This window comes from Sinomicrobium kalidii (assembly GCF_021183825.1).
In the GTDB taxonomy this organism is placed as follows: domain Bacteria; phylum Bacteroidota; class Bacteroidia; order Flavobacteriales; family Flavobacteriaceae; genus Sinomicrobium; species Sinomicrobium kalidii.
Genome location: NZ_CP089211.1, coordinates 5,311,061 through 5,329,489 on the forward strand (window position 1 = coordinate 5,311,061; position 18,429 = coordinate 5,329,489).

The 18,429-nt window shown below is 45.3% G+C and carries 14 protein-coding genes and 1 tRNA gene; 8 read left to right on the plus strand and 7 right to left on the minus strand.

All coding sequences use genetic code 11. From position 1 onward, the window contains the following. The first annotated feature begins 7 nt into the window (after nucleotides 1–7). The 7 genes from LS482_RS21415 (at nucleotide 8) to LS482_RS21445 (ending at nucleotide 8,085) form a co-directional block, all read left to right on the plus strand. Entirely contained in the window at nucleotides 8–1,996 is a 1,989-nt protein-coding gene (locus tag LS482_RS21415; RefSeq protein WP_233029639.1) for a DUF3858 domain-containing protein, read from the plus strand. After that, entirely contained in the window at nucleotides 1,993–2,868 is an 876-nt protein-coding gene (locus tag LS482_RS21420) for an ion transporter (RefSeq protein WP_233029640.1), read from the plus strand. The genes LS482_RS21415 and LS482_RS21420 overlap by 4 nt, the downstream gene beginning before the upstream one ends. Nucleotides 2,869–2,910: 42 nt before the next feature. Next, entirely contained in the window at nucleotides 2,911–3,834 is a 924-nt protein-coding gene (miaA, locus tag LS482_RS21425) for a tRNA (adenosine(37)-N6)-dimethylallyltransferase MiaA (protein WP_233029641.1), read from the plus strand. Nucleotides 3,835–4,006: 172 nt separating this feature from the next. Next, nucleotides 4,007–4,089, plus strand: a tRNA-Tyr gene (locus LS482_RS21430). 243 nt (nucleotides 4,090–4,332) lie between these two features. Then, nucleotides 4,333–5,160: an OmpA/MotB family protein gene (locus LS482_RS21435; RefSeq protein WP_233029642.1), complete on the plus strand. Its 828-nt coding sequence runs from the start codon at nucleotides 4,333–4,335 to the stop codon at nucleotides 5,158–5,160. A 182-nt stretch (nucleotides 5,161–5,342) separates the two neighbouring features. Next, complete coding sequence (locus LS482_RS21440) at nucleotides 5,343–6,680, plus strand: dipeptidase (protein WP_233029643.1); 1,338 nt, start codon at nucleotides 5,343–5,345, stop codon at nucleotides 6,678–6,680. Between the two features lie 121 nt (nucleotides 6,681–6,801). Continuing rightward, nucleotides 6,802–8,085 (plus strand): mechanosensitive ion channel family protein, encoded by a 1,284-nt coding sequence (locus LS482_RS21445; RefSeq protein WP_233029644.1) that lies wholly within the window; start codon nucleotides 6,802–6,804, stop codon nucleotides 8,083–8,085. Between the two features lie 221 nt (nucleotides 8,086–8,306). Here the strand turns inward: LS482_RS21445 and LS482_RS21450 are convergent, their stop codons facing one another. The 6 genes from LS482_RS21450 to LS482_RS21475 all read right to left on the minus strand — a co-directional run bounded on the left by LS482_RS21450 (nucleotide 8,307) and on the right by LS482_RS21475 (nucleotide 13,224). Further along, entirely contained in the window at nucleotides 8,307–8,648 is a 342-nt protein-coding gene (locus LS482_RS21450) for a DUF2853 family protein (RefSeq protein ID WP_233029645.1), read from the minus strand. A gap of 76 nt (nucleotides 8,649–8,724) precedes the next feature. Further along, nucleotides 8,725–10,407 carry a 2-succinyl-5-enolpyruvyl-6-hydroxy-3-cyclohexene-1-carboxylic-acid synthase gene (gene menD / locus LS482_RS21455; protein WP_233029646.1) on the minus strand — a complete coding sequence of 561 codons (1,683 nt, stop codon included), beginning with the start codon at nucleotides 10,405–10,407 and terminating at the stop codon, nucleotides 8,725–8,727. Beyond that, entirely contained in the window at nucleotides 10,404–10,562 is a 159-nt protein-coding gene (locus LS482_RS21460; RefSeq protein WP_233029647.1) for a hypothetical protein, read from the minus strand. The genes menD and LS482_RS21460 overlap by 4 nt, the downstream gene beginning before the upstream one ends. Before the next feature lie 37 nt (nucleotides 10,563–10,599). Further along, nucleotides 10,600–11,751, minus strand: a complete 1,152-nt coding sequence (locus LS482_RS21465; RefSeq protein ID WP_233029648.1) for an isochorismate synthase — start codon at nucleotides 11,749–11,751, stop codon at nucleotides 10,600–10,602. A gap of 67 nt (nucleotides 11,752–11,818) precedes the next feature. Continuing rightward, complete coding sequence (locus LS482_RS21470) at nucleotides 11,819–12,247, minus strand: PaaI family thioesterase (protein ID WP_233029649.1); 429 nt, start codon at nucleotides 12,245–12,247, stop codon at nucleotides 11,819–11,821. Between the two features lie 146 nt (nucleotides 12,248–12,393). Further along, on the minus strand, nucleotides 12,394–13,224 hold the full coding sequence (locus LS482_RS21475) for a M57 family metalloprotease (protein ID WP_233029650.1): 831 nt from the start codon (nucleotides 13,222–13,224) through the stop codon (nucleotides 12,394–12,396). Between the two features lie 166 nt (nucleotides 13,225–13,390). On the opposite strand from LS482_RS21475, the gene LS482_RS21480 reads away from it, so the two are divergent. Beyond that, nucleotides 13,391–16,174, plus strand: a complete 2,784-nt coding sequence (locus LS482_RS21480; protein WP_233029651.1) for a S8 family serine peptidase — start codon at nucleotides 13,391–13,393, stop codon at nucleotides 16,172–16,174. Between the two features lie 317 nt (nucleotides 16,175–16,491). Here the strand turns inward: LS482_RS21480 and dnaK are convergent, their stop codons facing one another. After that, complete coding sequence (gene dnaK, locus LS482_RS21485; protein WP_233029652.1) at nucleotides 16,492–18,420, minus strand: molecular chaperone DnaK; 1,929 nt, start codon at nucleotides 18,418–18,420, stop codon at nucleotides 16,492–16,494. Nucleotides 18,421–18,429 lie beyond the last annotated feature (9 nt).

Genomic DNA, 18,429 nt, shown 5'->3' on the forward strand with positions numbered 1-18,429 from the left:
AAGGGTTATGATCCAGCCAAAATTACTCACCGTTCTATTACTGTTCTTTCTTCCTGTTTCTCACGCACAAAATGCCGAAAAGGAATTTACCTTTGGCAGTGTGGCACCGGAGCACCTGACCATGTCCAGCCATGAAAAGGACACCACAGCAAATGCCCTTGTCCTGTATGAAAAAGGAACCTCCAAAATCGAAAAGAACGGATTTGGAGAGCCCGTCCTCTCCACGGAAATTATCCGGCGAATCAAAATATTTAAAAAAGAGGGCCTGGACCGGGCCACTATAGAAATTCCAATTCGAAAATCGCTGGAAAGCAAGGAAAAGGAACGTTTTGTAGAAGCCGAAGCGATTTCCATAAACACAGACCGCACCGTGCAGAGGCTGGATGAAAAGGACATTTTTACCGAAAATGTCAGCGAAACCCATAACCTGGTCAAATTCACGGTCCCGAACGTACAGGAAGGCGCAGTGATCGATTACAGGTACAAGATAGAGTCTCCCTTTTTCTACAATTTCAGATCCTGGATGTTTCAATGGGACATTCCCAAACTATACAGCAGGTTTTCCACCAGTATTCCTGCGAATTACAAATACAATATAAAGCTGACCGGCTTTTTAAAACTCGACCATAAAGAAGCTGTACTGAAAAAGGACTGTTTTTACTTTCAGGGACTGGGCACTGCCGACTGTGCGGTCAGTACTTACATCATGAAAGATATTCCCGCGTTTAAGGAAGAAGATTACATGACCTCCAAATACAACTACCTGTCTTCCATAAACTATGAACTTGAAACCTTTGAAGGTTTTGACGGCATGGAAAAAAAGTTTACCCGGAGCTGGAAGGATGTGGACAAGGAAATCAAGTACCGGGAAGAAATCGGCAGGCAGGCCAGGAAAACATCGTATTTCAAAAGACTGATCCCCCCGGAGGTCTCTGTGCTGCCACAGGGAGTGGAAAAGGCCAAAAAAATATACTATTCCCTGCAGGAGCAACTGTTCTGGAATAAGAAAAATTATATCTTCACCCGGGTCGACGTCAAGGATGCTTTCAAAAGAAAATCGGGCAGCAATGCCGAACTCAATCTTATCCTCCTTAATTTTTTAAAGGCAAGCGGGTTTAAAGCGGAGTTTATGCTGCTGTCTACCCGTAACAACGGATTTGCCACGAAGTTATACCCCATCATTTCCGATTTTAATTACCTGGTAGTGAAACTGGATATTGAAAAAATGAGTTTTTTACTGGACATCACCGATAAGAACCTGCCCTTTGGCGTACTCCCTTTCCGGGCACTCAATGGCTACGGAAGGGTTATGGATATGGACAACGGAAGTTACTGGCAGAACATTACTCCCGTGAACAATACACAAACCTATGTAACCACACGGATTATATTTTCTGAAGACGAGCCTGCAAAAATAAGGACCCGAGAAGTGTGTTCCTGGTATCACGCCTTGTCCAAAAGAAAGAAAGTGCAGGATATCCCGGAAAAAGAGTATATGGAATCCCTCCGGGACCGGTATGACAAGGAAGGTGTCTTTGTCCTGGACGAATACACCATGCACAACAAGAAAGACCCGGAAAAACAATTTGTTGAGGACTATTCGTTCCGCATGGCCGAAACCCCGGTCTCTGACATCTTGTTTTTCAATCCGTTCGTAGTGGAGAAAGTAAAGGAGAACCCCTTTACCCTGGACGAAAGAACCTATCCCGTGGATTTTGGCTACCCTTTTTCATACATTCACCTGATCACCATAGACTTCGGGGAGCATTATCAACTCAAGGAAATACCGAAGAGCAAAATAATGAAACTGCCGGATAACTCGGGGAACCTGACTTACAAGACTTCCCGGAACGGAAATACACTTATGCTCAATGTACGTCTGAGCCTGAAAAAGCCCCTGTACAGCCCGGTGGAATACGAAGGGTTGAAAAAAATATATTCGGAACTCATATCTTTACAACATAAACAACCTGTCGTATTAGAACGAAAACTGTGAAAGAAACCAAGTCAAGATACGAAATATGGAAGCAAAAGGCCCATATTGTCATATATGGTACCAATACACCGGCCGGGAGGTGGTTTGATATTTGTATACTCATATTGATACTTCTCAGTATTCTGGTGGTAATGCTGGAAAGTGTTGAAGAGATCGACCGCAAATACCACGATATCCTGCTCATCACCGAATGGATTATCACCATACTGTTTACCATAGAGTATTTCATGCGTATAATCACTATGAAGAACCCCTGGAAGTATATACTTAGCTTCTACGGAATCATTGACCTGGTGGCCATACTTCCCATGTATCTCTCCTATTTTGTTACCGGCACCCATGTATTAGCCACAGTTCGTTCGCTGCGCTTGTTGCGTGTATTTCGTATTATGAAACTCATGCGGTTTATCGGAGAAGCTTCCCAGTTGAGAACTGCCCTTAAAGCAAGCCGCACCAAAATAGCAGTCTTCCTGTACGCGGTACTTATTATTTCCGTCGTTATCGGTTCTCTCATGTTTGTCATAGAAGGCGAAGAAAACGGGTTTACCAGTATTCCCAGGAGCATTTACTGGACTATTGTAACACTTACCACCGTGGGATATGGTGACATTGCACCCCAAACCGAACTCGGGCAGTTTATCGCCGTATTTATTATGATACTGGGGTATGGTATAATTGCCGTACCTACAGGCATAGTTACCGTTGAGTACGCAAAATCGCGGCCACAGGAAAGCGACAAAACAATCCTTCAAGAGGAAAGTCCGAAGATATGTAACCAATGCAATACTGAAAATTACAACACAAAAGCCCGGTATTGTTATCACTGTGGAAACCCACTGTTCCTGCCGGAAAGGGATGTCCGGGAACCGTAGATCGACCGCTTTTTCAAATTTAATTGCCCTATTTTTGTGTCCTTGAAAACGGAAAACACCAAATACCTGATTACAGTAGTAGGTCCGACGGCTATCGGAAAAACCGCCCTGGCCATTCAAATAGCCCGGCATTTCCGGACTGCGGTCCTCTCTTCCGATTCCCGGCAGTTTTACAGGGAAATGCACATCGGTACAGCTGTGCCTTCTCCGGAGGAATTACAGGCAGCGCCCCACTATTTCATTCAGCACAAAAGTATTCACGACAATTATTCGGTGGGAGATTTTGAAAGGGAAGCCCTGGATACACTCGGCAAACTCTTCCGTAACAATCAGGTGGTGGTGATGGCCGGTGGCAGCGGACTGTATGTCACTGCCGTGCTTAAAGGACTGGACGAGTTCCCCGAAGTAGATCCGAAAATCCGTGAACAACTCAACAGGGACCTTGAAGAAAAGGGCATTACCTACCTCCAAAAACAACTGGAAGAACTGGACCCCGTTTATTACAACCGTGTGGACCGTGAAAACCCGCACCGGCTTATCCGGGCACTGGAAATATGTGTGGGAACACAAAAGCCCTATTCCGCTTTTCTGTCGCAACCAACAAAAAAAAGGGAATTTACCCCGGTAACCATAGGCCTGACCGCAGAACGAAAAACGATCTACGAACAGATCAACCGCAGGGTGGATATTATGATGGAAAACGGACTGTTACAGGAAGCTGAATCCCTTCTCCCCTACAAACAGCTCAACGCATTGCAAACTGTAGGATATAAGGAGTTATTTGCCTATTTCGAAGGTCATTGTACGCTGAAATCTGCCATATCGGAAATCAAAAAAAATACCCGCCGCTTTGCCAAACGCCAGCTTACCTGGTTCCGGAAACAGGACAATATAATCTGGTTTGATCATAAAGACGGCACCGGCAACATCTTTGAATACCTCTCCTCCCGTATGAGCAAGGATTGACCCCGGGGCTTTCCGGAGTTTCCCGGATTTTTTTCAGGCGAACGGTTTTCATATTCAAACAGTTGGATTTTTGGTGCGCAACTTCTGTTATTTTTGTCTTGCACAATCGCAAAACAGCGCTATATTTGCACCGTTCATTTGCCGGGTGAACGGATTTTTTTGAAAAAAGCATGGGGAGATACTCAAGCGGCCAACGAGGACAGACTGTAAATCTGTTGGTTTTTACCTTCGCAGGTTCGAATCCTGCTCTCCCCACTTTCTGCCCCCCTTATTCTTCCGTGTATTCTTCATTTATTTGCTGTGTGTAACCATCCTCTCAGAACAGAACCTCACCGTTTTTATTGCATATTGTCAACCTGCTAATGGCGGCAGAATTTGTAGTTTTTTATAAATGTTAAAATTTTGTTAAAACATAGCATTCTATTTAACACCGTATAACATCGCGATTTGTCTGCCGTTATAGAAGCGATTGAATCTTTAAATCAAATATTACAAACTATGAAGAAAGCGATTATTGTAACTGTATTGGGTAGCGTTGTTCTTACTTCGTGTGTTTCCAAGAAGAAATACGTGGCACTTGAAGACGACCTGTCCAATACCAGAAGTACCTTGCAAAAGACCACCATGGAAAAAGAAGAGCTGGAGGACAAATTTGCAAAAATAGAAGCAAGAGTTGCTGAGTACAATGCCAAGATAAACTCGCTCAGAGAAGAAAGTGACGGAAAACTGGTACAAGTGGGCGACCTTGCCGTGATGTCAAACAAGACCAAGGAAAAAATGAGAGCCACACTGGCCAAGGTGGATCCTCAGGAACTGGAAAAGGCCCAGACCCTGGAAGATTCCATCAACCTGGCTATTTCCTATAACCTGAAGAATTCCATTACCGACGGTTCCAACAATGAGGACATCGATATTAATGTAGACCAGACAGTGGTTATGATCAACGTATCCGATAAGCTGTTGTTCCGCAGCGGTAGCTACCACGTGAACCGCAAGGCATACGGACTTTTGGAAAAACTCGCCAAAGTGATCAATTCCGAACCCAGCATGGACGTTATGGTAGAAGGCCATACCGACTCCCAGACTGTTAAAGAAGGGGCTTACATCAAAGACAACTGGGAGCTGAGTGTAGAGCGTTCCACCTCCATTATTCGCATTTTACAGGATAAATACGGTGTAAACCCCAAGCAACTGATTGCTGCGGGAAGGGGGAGCAACATGCCCCTGGTAGATAACGATACTCCGGAAAACAGGGCCAAAAACAGGCGTACAAGGATAGTGATTATCCCTAACCTGGATAAGTTCTTCGCCCTGCTGGAATCTTAATCTGCCTTACACTTTAAATACACAATGGACAACAACCGCCCGGAACTCATTTTCCGGGCGGTTTTTTTATGCCCGTATTTCCCTTAAAAATCATTTTTACGAGAAACCATCCCCGTAATCGACCGGGAGCTCGATAATAATTTGTAATTTTCATACCGGATAAACCAAAAACCCCGTAATTCATGAAGATTTACAGCTATACCCTTCTCGTTATTCTTGTACTGTCTGTAAGCTGCAAGACGGACAAAAAGAAAACAACAACAGATAACACTGTCCCGCAAGACTCCCTTGCCCTTGTGGAAAAAGCCCGTGAGATACACAACAATGTCATCACCATAGATACGCACAACGACATTGATGTGGAAAACTTTACCGACAGCCTCAACTATACAATGGACCTGAAAACCCAGATCACCCTGCCGAAAATGGAAAAGGGCGGACTCGACGTTTCCTGGCTTGTGGTTTATACCGGACAGGATTCTCTTAATGCCGACGGTTATGCCAGCGCGTATGAGAATGCCATGTCAAAATTCAATGCCATACACCGGTTGTGTGAAGAAATTGCCCCCGATCGTATTGAACTTGCACGCACTTCCGATGACGTGCGGAGGATTCACGACTCCGGAAAACTGGTAGTCATGATCGGGGTGGAAAATGCCTACCCCATGGGCATGGACCTGTCTAACATTAAAAAATTCCACGACCTGGGTGCGCGTTATATGTCGCTTTCCCATAACGGCCACAGCCAGTTCTGTGATTCCAATACGGGAGAAAAGGACAGTACCTGGCTCCACAACGGCCTCAGTGAACTGGGGCGGCAGGCCGTGGCCGAAATGAACAAACAGGGCATTATGATAGACCTCTCCCACCCTTCTGCCGAATCCAACAAGCAGACCATCCGCCTATCGAAGGCTCCCGTAATTGCATCTCATTCCTCGGCACGTGCCCTCTGTGACCACAGCAGGAACCTGAGCGATGAAGAACTATTGATGATAAAAGACAACGGCGGCGTGGTGCAGACCGTGGCTTTTTCTGCTTATATCAATTCAGAAAAGCACGAAGCCCGTACCGAAGCCATACGGGAACTCAACCAACAAATAGCCGATTCTCTCGGCCTTACCTGGCTGAGCAGGGAAGACTACTATGACCTGCCCCCGGAAAAAAGGGAAACATACCGCAACAATGTCTATAAAAAGGTAAATGCCATCAGCAAAGAAAAAATCAAAAAGGATACAACATTACCGGAAGGCGTGAATGTAGCCGATTTTGTCGATCATATCGACTATATGGTAACCCTTATGGGAATAGACCACGTGGGCATCAGTTCCGATTTTGACGGCGGAGGCGGCATTCAAGGCTGGAACGACGCTTCCGAAACCTTTAATGTTACCCTGGAACTCGTAAAACGCGGATATACGGAAGAAGATATCAGGAAGTTATGGGGCGGCAACCTGCTCCGTGTCCTGGACGAAGTGCAGCAAACAGCCGGGGAATTGCAGGCAGGCAGGCATGAAAGCTAAAAAACGGACCAGGGAAATAATCCTCCCGAGAATTTTTTGTTGTCCTGATTTCCGGGCACTTCTCATTCTCTCAATAACCGTATCTTTGTAATAGTCTAAACCCAAAAAACAGTTTTGCTGTATGCAAGAAGGACTTGTTTACGAGTTGAGTCGAAAGTTTTATCATTTTCTGATCAACGGAGATGTTGTTTCTGAAAAACTTGCCGTTCAATTAAACCTGCTGCTCAATCTCATTGTTGTTACCATTGTAGTATTCCTGCTGGATCTGGTTTTTAAAAAGGTGATCATTCGGGCATTTGCCATCTTTTCCACAAAGACAAAGACCTCCTTTGATGATTTCCTGGTGCAAAGTAACTTTCCGAGATACATAGCACACATAGTCCCCCTGGTTCTTATTATAGCCATTATCCCGGTGATCTTTGTGGATTATCCCGGTTGGGGAAATTTTTGTCTGAAGATCGTCGATATCTATATGGCGGTGCTCGCGGTGTGGATTATCCGGAGTTTTCTGCGTTCCCTCAAAAATTACCTGCGTACCAAGGACGCTTATAAAGACAAGCCCCTGGATAGTTTTATCCAGGTATTTCTGATTTTCGCCTGGATCATCGCCTCCGTATACCTCTTTACGGTTCTTACCGGAAAAAGCCCGATCGCTATCCTGACGGCATTGGGTGCTGCTTCTGCCGTGATCCTGCTTATTTTCAAGGATTCAATACTCGGTTTCGTGGCCAGTATACAGGTCGCCGCTAATGACATGGTACGGATCGGGGACTGGATAACCGTTGAAAAATACGGAGCAGACGGCGATGTCATGGAAATTAACCTCGCCACCGTAAAAGTGCGCAATTTTGACAACACCGTGACCACTATTCCTACCTACGCCCTTATAGCAGATTCTTTCCGGAACTGGAGAGGTATGCAGGACAGCGGGGGCAGGCGGATAAAAAGGGCCGTGAATATTGCTGTTAGCAGTATTCGTTACCTAACAGAAAAAGAAGTTGAAGAGCTGAAGAATATACAACTCCTGGAATCCTACCTGGAACACCGGCAAAAGGATATTGCCAAATACAATGAGGATAACAATATTGATAAAACCATCCTCTTGAACGGCAGGAACCAGACCAATATGGGAGTGTTCAGGAAATATATCGATACGTTCGTAAAAAACCATCCTGCAATCAACAAGGATATGACGATGATGGTTCGCCACCTTCCTCCTACTGCACAGGGCATTCCTCTAGAGGTTTATATTTTTTCCAGTGATAAGCGTTGGGTGAACTACGAGCATATCATGGCCGATATCTTCGACCACATCCTTGCAGCCGTTCCCTATTTTGACCTGGAGATTTATGAATCCCCGAGCAGCAAGGACATGAAAAGGCTCTCGCAGGGAGCAGCAAAGTAAACAGCGTAAATAATATCTTAAGGCCTACCATTCACAACCGATACGGAATTTACACCCGGAAGAATAATAAATTGAAATTCACCTAATACATTTTTAGGGAAGGTTACAACACAACGGAAAGATTTTCTTCTTATCCTTTATTCACATTAAGTAATTAAAAAGGTCGTCCGGGAACCTGAGGTTACGGACGACCTTTGTTTTTTATCGAAAGGAGCAGATGCTTACTTGTAAACCGCTTCCTTTTTGAAATGCTTCACCAAAAGGTAATAAACCACGGCCCTGTATTTATTCCTGTTGGAACGGCCATATTTTTCTATAACGGAATCTATCGCTTTGTCGAGGTCGGCACTGTCTTTCAGTCCGAGTTTTTTGATCAGAAAGTTGTTTTTTACAGTGGCGAGTTCATCCGGATCACTCCCTGAAACGGTTTCGGCATCCGCATTGTAAATAGAAGGCCCAAGGCCTACAGTTACCTTGGTTAAAAGGTCCATGTCCGGTTTCACGCCGCATTTGTCTTTCAGGTCGGCGGCATACTTGGCGATAAGTTCGTCTCTTTTGCTCATTGGTTATTTTTTTTATAGTTAATAAGGTGGTTCTAATATAACAAAAATTCTCAATATTTTAACTTTTCGCCACTACTTATTCAGAAAAATCATCGGCCAAATACCTGAAATAATCGATTAAAACCCCATCATTAACTGTTCTCGGGGTAAACACTTCCAGTAACCGCGGACGAGTTGAAGAAGTATAAAACCCGGTTAAAGCCTCTTTTAACGAGGCTTCATCATTAGCAGTTGCATATTCGATCCCGTACATTTCACACAGGTGTTTTGCCGTCAGGTTGTGTACGGTTTCGAAATAGGTGTCGAAATTGGGGGTGTTTTTGTGGCCGGGCAATATGCGAAAAATACCGCCTCCCCCGTTATTGATAAGGATTATCCGGAAATCTTCCCGCATATAATTATTCCACAGGGCATTGCTGTCATAAAAGAAACTCAGGTCGCCCGTAATAAGTGTCGTGGCCAATTTGCCCGCCACCGATGCACCTACGGCCGTGGACGTACTGCCGTCTATGCCGCTGGTTCCCCTGTTACAATACACCTTCCACCCTGGGCGCATGGTAAACAACTGCGAATACCTTATCGTAGCACTGTTACTGAAATGGACCACCTGGGACCCGGGGATGGTCCGGAACACTTCGGCATATACCTTCAAATCGGAAAACGGTATTTTCCCGACATAGCTGTCGTGTTTCCTTACCCTTCGTTTTTCGGCTGCTTTCCAATACGAACAATAATCGCTTTCCACTTTTTTCAGGCCCGGAGCTACTTCTGAAAAAAAACGGGCCGGGGCGGACCTGAAGTGTTCGGTAAGACAGAAAAACGTATCGTACGCCTTTTTGGTGTCGATATGATAGTGCCATTCCGGGCTGTATTTTCTTAAAAAAACCTTTATTTTCTTTGACACTACCATGCCTCCGAACGTAAGGAGCAGGTCGGGCTGTAATTTACGGAGTTCATCCCCGATCTTTTCCACCGGGGCAACAATCTTGTCAATACCCGGAAAGAAGCCGGGATGATAAAGGTTCGAGGTGGTTTCGGTAAACACGATCACAGAAGGGTCATTACCCAGCATGTCCAGGTATTTTGCAGGAATATCTCCGGGATGGTTCACCCCTACCAACACTATTTTCCGTTTGGCCTCGTTCCACCGCTCTGTAAATGTATCAACGGAATTTTTGTCTTGCTTCTCATCGCCCGGTTCGGGTTCCCAAAGTGTTATCGGAGTCCCGGGCATATCCACAACTTCATAAAGCGGCTCTTCAAACGGTACATTGATGTGTACGGGACCTTTTTTTTCTACTGCAGTGTGTATGGCCCGCTGTACCTGTTCTTCGTTATACTCCCGGTCGTTTTCCCTCAGGTTGGCTGAAAAGAGAATATGATTGGCAAATACATTTTGTTGCCTTATGGTCTGCCCGTCCCCGATATCTATTTTATAGGCCGGGCGATCTGCAGAGATCACCACCAAAGGGATATCGCTGTAAAATGCCTCACAAACCGCAGGATAGTAATTCAGTAATGCAGATCCGGAAGTACACACCAGAGCGGTGGGTTTCCGGTTTTGCTGTGCCATTCCCAATGCAAAGAAAGCGGCACATCGTTCGTCTGTTATACTGTAGCAATTAAAAAAATCATCATGGGTAAAACCGATAGTAAGCGGGGCATTTCTCGACCCCGGGGATATAACAATTTCGGTAATGTTCTTTGTCTTGCACAATTGAAGTACCGCTTGTGCAAGCGGTATTTTCGGATATATCATGTATTGTATCTTATCTGTAAGCGGTACGACACCTCCCCTTTTCCCTCCCGGAAACAACCGGGGCCTGCCATGTTCATCACCGCAAAAGTAGCGTACAGCCCGGTAAGTACAAAGAATTCACCGGGATTACTTCGGGGCACAACAGCGAATCCCATCTTCCTGCACCTTATTTGGTTCCCGGTTTTATATTTTTTACTGTAGTATCCTTTTCATCGTAAAAGATTTACTGATGGTTTCTTCCCATTCCGCCTCCGGATCGGAATCCCTTGTAATGCCTCCGCCCACATACAGAGTTGCAGTATCACCGTTTATTTGCATGCATCGCAGGTTCACATACAACTCCGAATCCCTCTCACCTGTGTCGTTTTTCTTTTCTTCGGCAATATTCGTATTCAGTTCTCCGAGGAAACCGGAATAAAAACGCCTGTCATAATTTTCGTTTTCCTTGATAAAAAGCCTTGCTTCCTCTTTCGGGAAACCGCAAACCGCCGGTGTAGGATGCAGACTTCTGAGCAGGGGGGCAATGTTTTCGGTTTTATATCGGGAGATCAGCATGGCTTGTATATCTGTCCTGATATGAAGCAGATTACCTGCCCGGTACGTTTTTGCCCCGGATATTTTAAGGCTTTTCACCTTGAATTTCAGGCTGTCTACTATAGAATCCGTAACTACCTGCTGTTCCTGTTTCTCCTTTTCTCCCCAGGACACTCTGGCCTGTCCCGTGTATTTTTGTGTTCCGGCCAGGGCCATTGTATACAAAACCCCATCGTGAATACGAAGCAGGGTTTCCGGAGTGGCCCCCATCCACAGGCCTATTTTGGGATGAAACCACAAATAACAAAAGGCATCTTCATAACGTTCCAGCAATCTTCGAAAAACAGCTACGGGGTCTTTGTGCTTTACGGGAACTGCTTCGGCCCTGGAAAGCACCACTTTTTCCAGTTTTCCTTTTCTTATGGTTTCTATCCCCTTACGAACAAGTTGCAGGTGCCTGTCCCGGTCAGCATTTTCTGTTTCTTTTTCAGAAAGGTTTTCGTTCTCCTTTGACGTGTCTTTTTTACTTTCAAACCGTGAAATCATTACTTCGGGAGCTTTCTCCCCCGTTCCGCAGGGAATAAGAACTGCCGTTTCATTCTGGTCAAAAGGAGAAAATACAAAACCTTTTTCCGAAAAATCAGCAACCTGGTGTAATTTATCATCCCGCTGAAGGATGGCTTTTATGACTGTGGCATTACCATCTGCCTCGGGTGATCTTCCTGTTACAGGTTTCCTGTAGGCCACAAAAGGCAGGGCGGAACCATATTGGTTTCGTATGTGTTCAAAAAAATCTTCTTCAGAAGTCATCTCGTCCACTTTTAAGTCAGGGTCTGGTGTATATCATCATTAATCCGGGCATACCGTTCAGCAACATCTACTGTTTCTTTTTAGGCAGTGCTATCGTGGTAAGTTTACATACGGAAATGAGGCGGTCTTCCGCATCTGTCAACCGGATTTGCCACAGCTGGGTGGTTCGTCCCTGGTGAAGCATACCGGCCCTGGCATAAACTTCCCCTTCCCTTATACTCCTGACGTGGTTGGCGGCAATTTCAATGCCCCGCACAAAGAAATCTTCCGTATTCAGGAACAGATAGGAAGCCGTACTGCCAACACTTTCTGCAAGGGCTACCATTGCCCCGCCGTGCAATACGCCATCGGGTTGGTGTACCTTTTCGTTTACGGGCATCTTCGCCACCAGATAATCATCGCCCACATCCGTATATTCAATTTTCAGGGTTTCCATAAGCGTATTTTTGCTCATGGCATTACACCTGTCCAGGATTTGTTTTTTGTCTGTTTTCATACTTCCGGTTTGCCGTGTAAAAATACAAAAGAAAGCAGGACCACAGCAACCGTGACAAGAATATCATTCCACCCTATAAAAAAAGCGCAAACCCGGGTTTGCGCTCTTCTGTTATTTATCGGTTTGAATTTACCTGAAATCGTGCACTAATACAGGTAATCCAGGGCTACCTGGTCATAATATCCCCATTCGCCGCTGGACCCGGTATTGAAACAAGCCAGCATTACAGAATTGGCATCATATCCGGTAGGAGTTCCGGGGATATGTACGGCTCCCACACTTCCTTCTCCTTCATTGGAGTTTTGTCCGCAGCTTTGTCTGCTGAACCAATCGGTGTGGCGCATACCTATGCAATGCCCTATTTCATGCATAATAACATGACGGTTTACAGTGGTCGTGTAATTGTTCAGCCCGGAATAGATCTGCACCCATTTGTACGGATCTCCCCCGGAAGGAAAGCCTGCCTGCCCGCCGGCTCCTCCGCTGGGACTGTACACTACGATGTCGTAAGGATTGTAGTTTGTACCGAAAGTCAGGGTAAAAGTAAGGCCCAGATTAAGGTCATTATAGTTTTGTACGGCCTGTTGTAACGCCGTTTGCATTTTGGTTGAAAGGCCCTGGCTGCTTCCTGTATACCCAATAACATTAATGGTTTTGGGAGAGCTCACCAGGTTATACGTGTGGTATTGTTCGCTCTCCACACCACCATGGAGTTCCATTGAGGCTAATTGCTCCGCGGAAATAAGAATATCTCCTTCCACAAGGTAATTGGTACGAACAGTACCGTCGGGCAACGTTACATCTGTAAGGGAAACATCTTTATTGTTCAGTTCCAAAGATGCGATCTTGTTCAGGACTTCATCACTGACTTCCTGTTGTGTATCCATGCTCTCGTCATCGGGGTCATTGTTACAAGAGGTTAACAACAATCCTATCCCTACAAGGGAAAGGATGAAAAAAGACTTCATTGTTTTCATGTAAAATTTGATTTGAGTTAATAATTGTTTCTTACCATAAGTAGACGTCTTAACTTACAATAGCATTACACAAACTTAATAAAATTTTTTCTGAATTTAACATTTTATTAAACTTTTTTTATTTTATTTAACGACTATTTTCTCATATGAAGCGTTAATTTGTAATATGGTCATACGAAAACCTATTTTTTACTTACTGTTTATAATTTCCTTCAATATTTACGGACAGACGACAAAATGGCAACATCTGGTCCGTAAAAACCCGGAAGGACAGTACTTTCTCGTCAAGGCCTCCAGAGCAAAAGACCTTCCGAAAGGTCATAAATTGATACGGGTACTGGACCGGGAATATGTCATAACCCGGACTTCGGATCCCACCGTACAACGCAGCGAAAGAAGTAAATTATGGCCTGCCAACGACCTGTGGAAGCTTTCCCCGAATATTGACCTGTCACGAAAAGGAAAGAGGACCTTTGTTATAAAAACTACCGGTGAAAAATGCCTGGATAATATAAAAGAGCAAGGTTTGCTCCCATTATCCAAAGGCAGTTGTGGACATTTTTTAATACGGGGCACCGCAAATGACCTGAAAAAATACCTTCTTCCGCTTGATTGTGTTACCTACATTGGTGAGGAGTCACTAACACCCGTAAAAGAAAGCAGCATCCCGGAACTCAACCTTACGGTGAATAATATAGCGCAACTACACCGGGAAGCCCCGGACCTGAGAGGAGAGCATATGGTGGTCTCCATAAAAGACGATAAGTATAATACAGAAGATATTGACCTGCTGGGCAAACACATCACCTCGGAAAGTGAAAGCAGTGCAACAAGCGCACATGCAACAGACATGGCTACACTGGCAACAGGCCTCGGAAACAGTTCGATAAACGGAAAGGGTGTCGCGCCGAAAGCCCGGATTTCTTCTTCCGATTTTAATTCCCTCTATCCTGATAATAACCTGAATGCCGTCGGCGCTTCGGTACAGAACCATTCTTACGGGACGGAAATAGAGAATTTTTACGGGATACTTGCTGCTGAATACGATACTTTTCTTTATCAAAATCCCACACAGGTTCATCTGTTCTCCACGGGGAATTCAGGCAACAAAACCCCGGAAAACGGACCGTATTCCGGTATTCCCGGCTATGCCAATCTTACCGGAAATTTCAAAATGGCAAAAAACATCCTTACTGTAGGGGCACTGGACGCCCAACGTTCGGTACCGGATTTTTCTTCGCGGGGCCCCGCCCATGACGGCCGTATCAAACCTGACCTGGTAGCCTTCAGCGCCATCGGCACATCCAATGCCAATGCCCTGGTTTCCGGTGTTGTTCTCTTATTACAGGAACACTTCGGGAAAACACATCACGATTCCCTGCCCCCTTCATCCCTGATAAAAGCACTTCTCATTAACGGAGCGGAAGATTTGGGCGCTCCGGGACCGGACTTTCATTCGGGATACGGCAATCTCAACGCCCTGGACAGCCGGGACATACTGAATAACGGACAATTCATTGTGGACAAAGTCGCTCATGGCGGTACCAGGGAATATACGCTGAACATACCGGAAAATGCAAAAAACATAAAAATCACCCTGAACTGGACAGACCGCCCTGCCGAGCCGAACTCGAACATAGCCCTGGTCAACGACCTGGACATGACCGTTAGCCATAACGGTAACCTATATACTCCCTGGGTATTGGATCACACCCCGGAAGAACAAGCCCTGAACCAACCAGCAGAACGCGGTACGGATCACCGTAACAATACGGAACAAATATTTATACCGGAAGTGGCGGGAAACGAACTTACCCTACACGTTCAAGGATATGCTGTTTCCGGTGAGGAGCAGCCGTTTTCAATGGCCTACTCCTGGGAAAATAAAGATGTTTTTCACTGGATCAACCCGGTTGACGGGGGGAACTTTCCATACGATGGAATTTCTGCTGATTTCATCCGTTGGAAAAGTACTTTCAGCACCTCCAAAGGAACGCTTGATGTAAGTTACGACGCCGGAAATACATGGCAATCCGTAGCCACAGGAGTTGAACTGGACAGCTCTCAGTATCCCTGGGACCCGGTGGAAAAAGAAGGCCATACGGCCCTGTTACGCATGACTGTCGGCAATAAAACCTTTACCTCCCCCCCTTTTATAATATCGTATGCGCCCGCTCCGGAAATAAGCCTGAAATGTAACGGGACCACAGAGATCTCCTGGCGGAAAAAGACAGGGGCCACGGCCTATGATATCTTTTCAATGAAAGACAATGTGATGGCTTTTACGGAACGTACCACAGATACCACTTATATAGCCAACAATAACGCTTCCTATTTTGCCGTGGCCACAGTGTATCAGGACGGGACAGAAGGCATAAGAAGTCAGGCGCTGAACATTGCAGAAAGTGACGAACAGTGTTACTGGCAATCGATATATGCCACAAATGAAGAACAGGACGGGCGCATCCGTCTCTATTTCTCTTTGGGAAGTATTTACAAGGCAAAACGTATAGAGGTGTTCAAGATCATCCCGGGCGGGGAAGAGTACCTGCAATCTATTGAACCGGTTGACCGGAAGGAATTCGAAATCATTGACAATGCTCCCCGGGAAGGTGCCAATACATACAGGGTAAAACTGACCCTGGAAAACGGTACGGAACTGTATTCCGAAACGGTGAGCACGATCTACCTTTCGGAAACCCCGTTTTTACTGTTCCCGAACCCTGTTATGTCAGATGGTATAAATGTTTACAGTAAAAAGTTCAACGAAGGTGATATGCTTTATTTTCACCTGTATTCCGCAGACGGGAAGTTCATGTTACGCAAGCAGCTCATTTCCGACCGGGATTTCATATCGCTAACAAAACTCACCAACGGTGTGTATTACTATAAAATTGAGGTAAACGGTAAAAAAATAAAATCCGGTGGGCTGATTCTCCACCGTCTGTGACTTAACACAATACAGTTTTAATCATCCGGATATCATATCAATTTCACCAGAACACAAACAAATACATATTTTTTTTACAAAAAATAAAAATAAATCGTATATTTATAGTACAAATTGCTGCATATATTAGTTATGCGCATTGGAACCATGTTTATGGTAATTGGGGTAGAGAGATTCGCTCAGAAATTTGTTTTTTGAGCGGTCTCTTTTTTGTTTCCGGAAGGTCCATCCCGGTAAAGTATTGCGTTACTAAGAAATAAAAAAAGCCACCGGACTTAAAATCCGGCAGCTTTTCATACAACATATAAGGTTTTAACTTATTTCACTTCTTCAAAATCTACGTCCTGTACATCATCGCCTTGTTGCTTATCACTACCGGAAGAAGTACCGGCACCGGTATCTGCACCCTGACCTTGTCCTTGTGCACCATTTTGCTGTGCTTCGGCCTGTGCCTTGTACATTTCTTCACTGGCGGTTTTCCAGGCTTCATTTATCTTTTCAAGGGCAGGCTCTATAACGGCAATGTCCTTGCTTTCATAAGCCTTTTTCAGTTCTTCCAGCGCATCTTCTATCGGTTTTTTCTTGTCGTCAGACAATTTATCACCGAACTCTTTCAGTTGCTTTTCGGTCTGGAAGATCATGGCATCGGCTTCGTTGAGCTTATCCACCTTTTCCTTGGTTTGCTTATCAGCTTCAGCATTGGCTTCGGCCTCTTTCTTCATTTTTTCTATCTCTTCCTCTGTAAGTCCGGAAGATGCTTCTATACGGATATCCTGGGATTTTCCGGTAGCCTTGTCTGTTGCAGATACCTTGATAATACCGTTGGCATCGATATCAAAAGTAACTTCAATCTGGGGTGTCCCTCTCGGGGCAGGCGGAATGCCGTCCAAGTGAAAACGCCCTATCGTCTTGTTATCATTGGCCATGGGCCTTTCTCCCTGAAGCACGTGGATCTCCACAGAAGGCTGGTTATCTGCCGCCGTAGAGAATATCTGCGATTTTTTACTCGGAATGGTCGTATTGGCCTCGATAAGCTTGGTCATCACGCCTCCCATGGTCTCAATTCCCAGGGACAGCGGAGTAACATCCAGCAACAATACGTCTTTTACATCTCCGGTAAGTACACCACCCTGAATTGCAGCTCCTATGGCTACCACTTCATCCGGGTTAACTCCTTTGGATGGTTTTTTACCAAAGAATTTCTCCACTTCTTCCTGTATTTTGGGAATACGGGTAGAACCACCTACCAGGATCACTTCGTCAATATCAGATTTGGACAATCCGGCATCTTTCAGCGCTTTTTCACAAGGAAGCATGGATCGTTTCACCAGTTCATCAGCCAGCTGCTCGAACTTGGATCTGGTAAGGGTTTTTACCAGGTGTTTCGGGCCTGAAGCCGTTGCGGTGACATAAGGCAGGTTGATCTCGGTCTGTGAAGACGAAGACAATTCTATTTTAGCCTTTTCCGCTGCTTCTTTCAGACGTTGGAGCGCCATCGGGTCTTTCCGAAGGTCCACTTCTTCTTCTTTTTTGAACTCTTCTGCCAACCAGTTGATGATCACTTCGTCAAAGTCGTCACCCCCGAGGTGCGTATCCCCGTTTGTAGACAATACTTCAAAAACGCCGTCACCCAGTTCCAGTACCGAGATATCAAAAGTACCCCCACCGAGGTCATATACGGCAATCTTCTGGTCTTTGTTAGACTTGTCCAGACCGTAAGCCAAAGCCGCAGCAGTAGGCTCATTGATAATACGCTGTACCTTAAGCCCGGAAATCTCTCCGGCTTCTTTGGTAGCCTGACGCTGGGAGTCATTAAAGTAGGCCGGTACGGTGATCACTGCCTCCGATACTTCCTGTCCGAGGTAATCCTCAGCCGTTTTCTTCATCTTCTGGAGTATCATGGCAGATAACTCCTGGGGCGTATATAAACGCCCTTCGATTTCCACGCGGGGCGTATCATTGTCGCCTTTTACCACTTTATAAGGCACCCTTCCCGCTTCCTTTTCAGATTCAGAAAACTTGTTCCCCATAAAACGCTTAATAGAATAAATGGTTTTATGCGGATTTGTCACAGCCTGACGTTTTGCCGGGTCTCCGACCTTGATCTCTCCTCCCTCTACAAATGCAATAACAGAAGGTGTTGTCCTTTTTCCTTCAGCATTAGGTATCACTACCGGCTCATTCCCCTCCATTACGGAAACGCAGGAGTTGGTAGTACCTAAGTCGATTCCAATAATTTTACTCATAATAGTGTG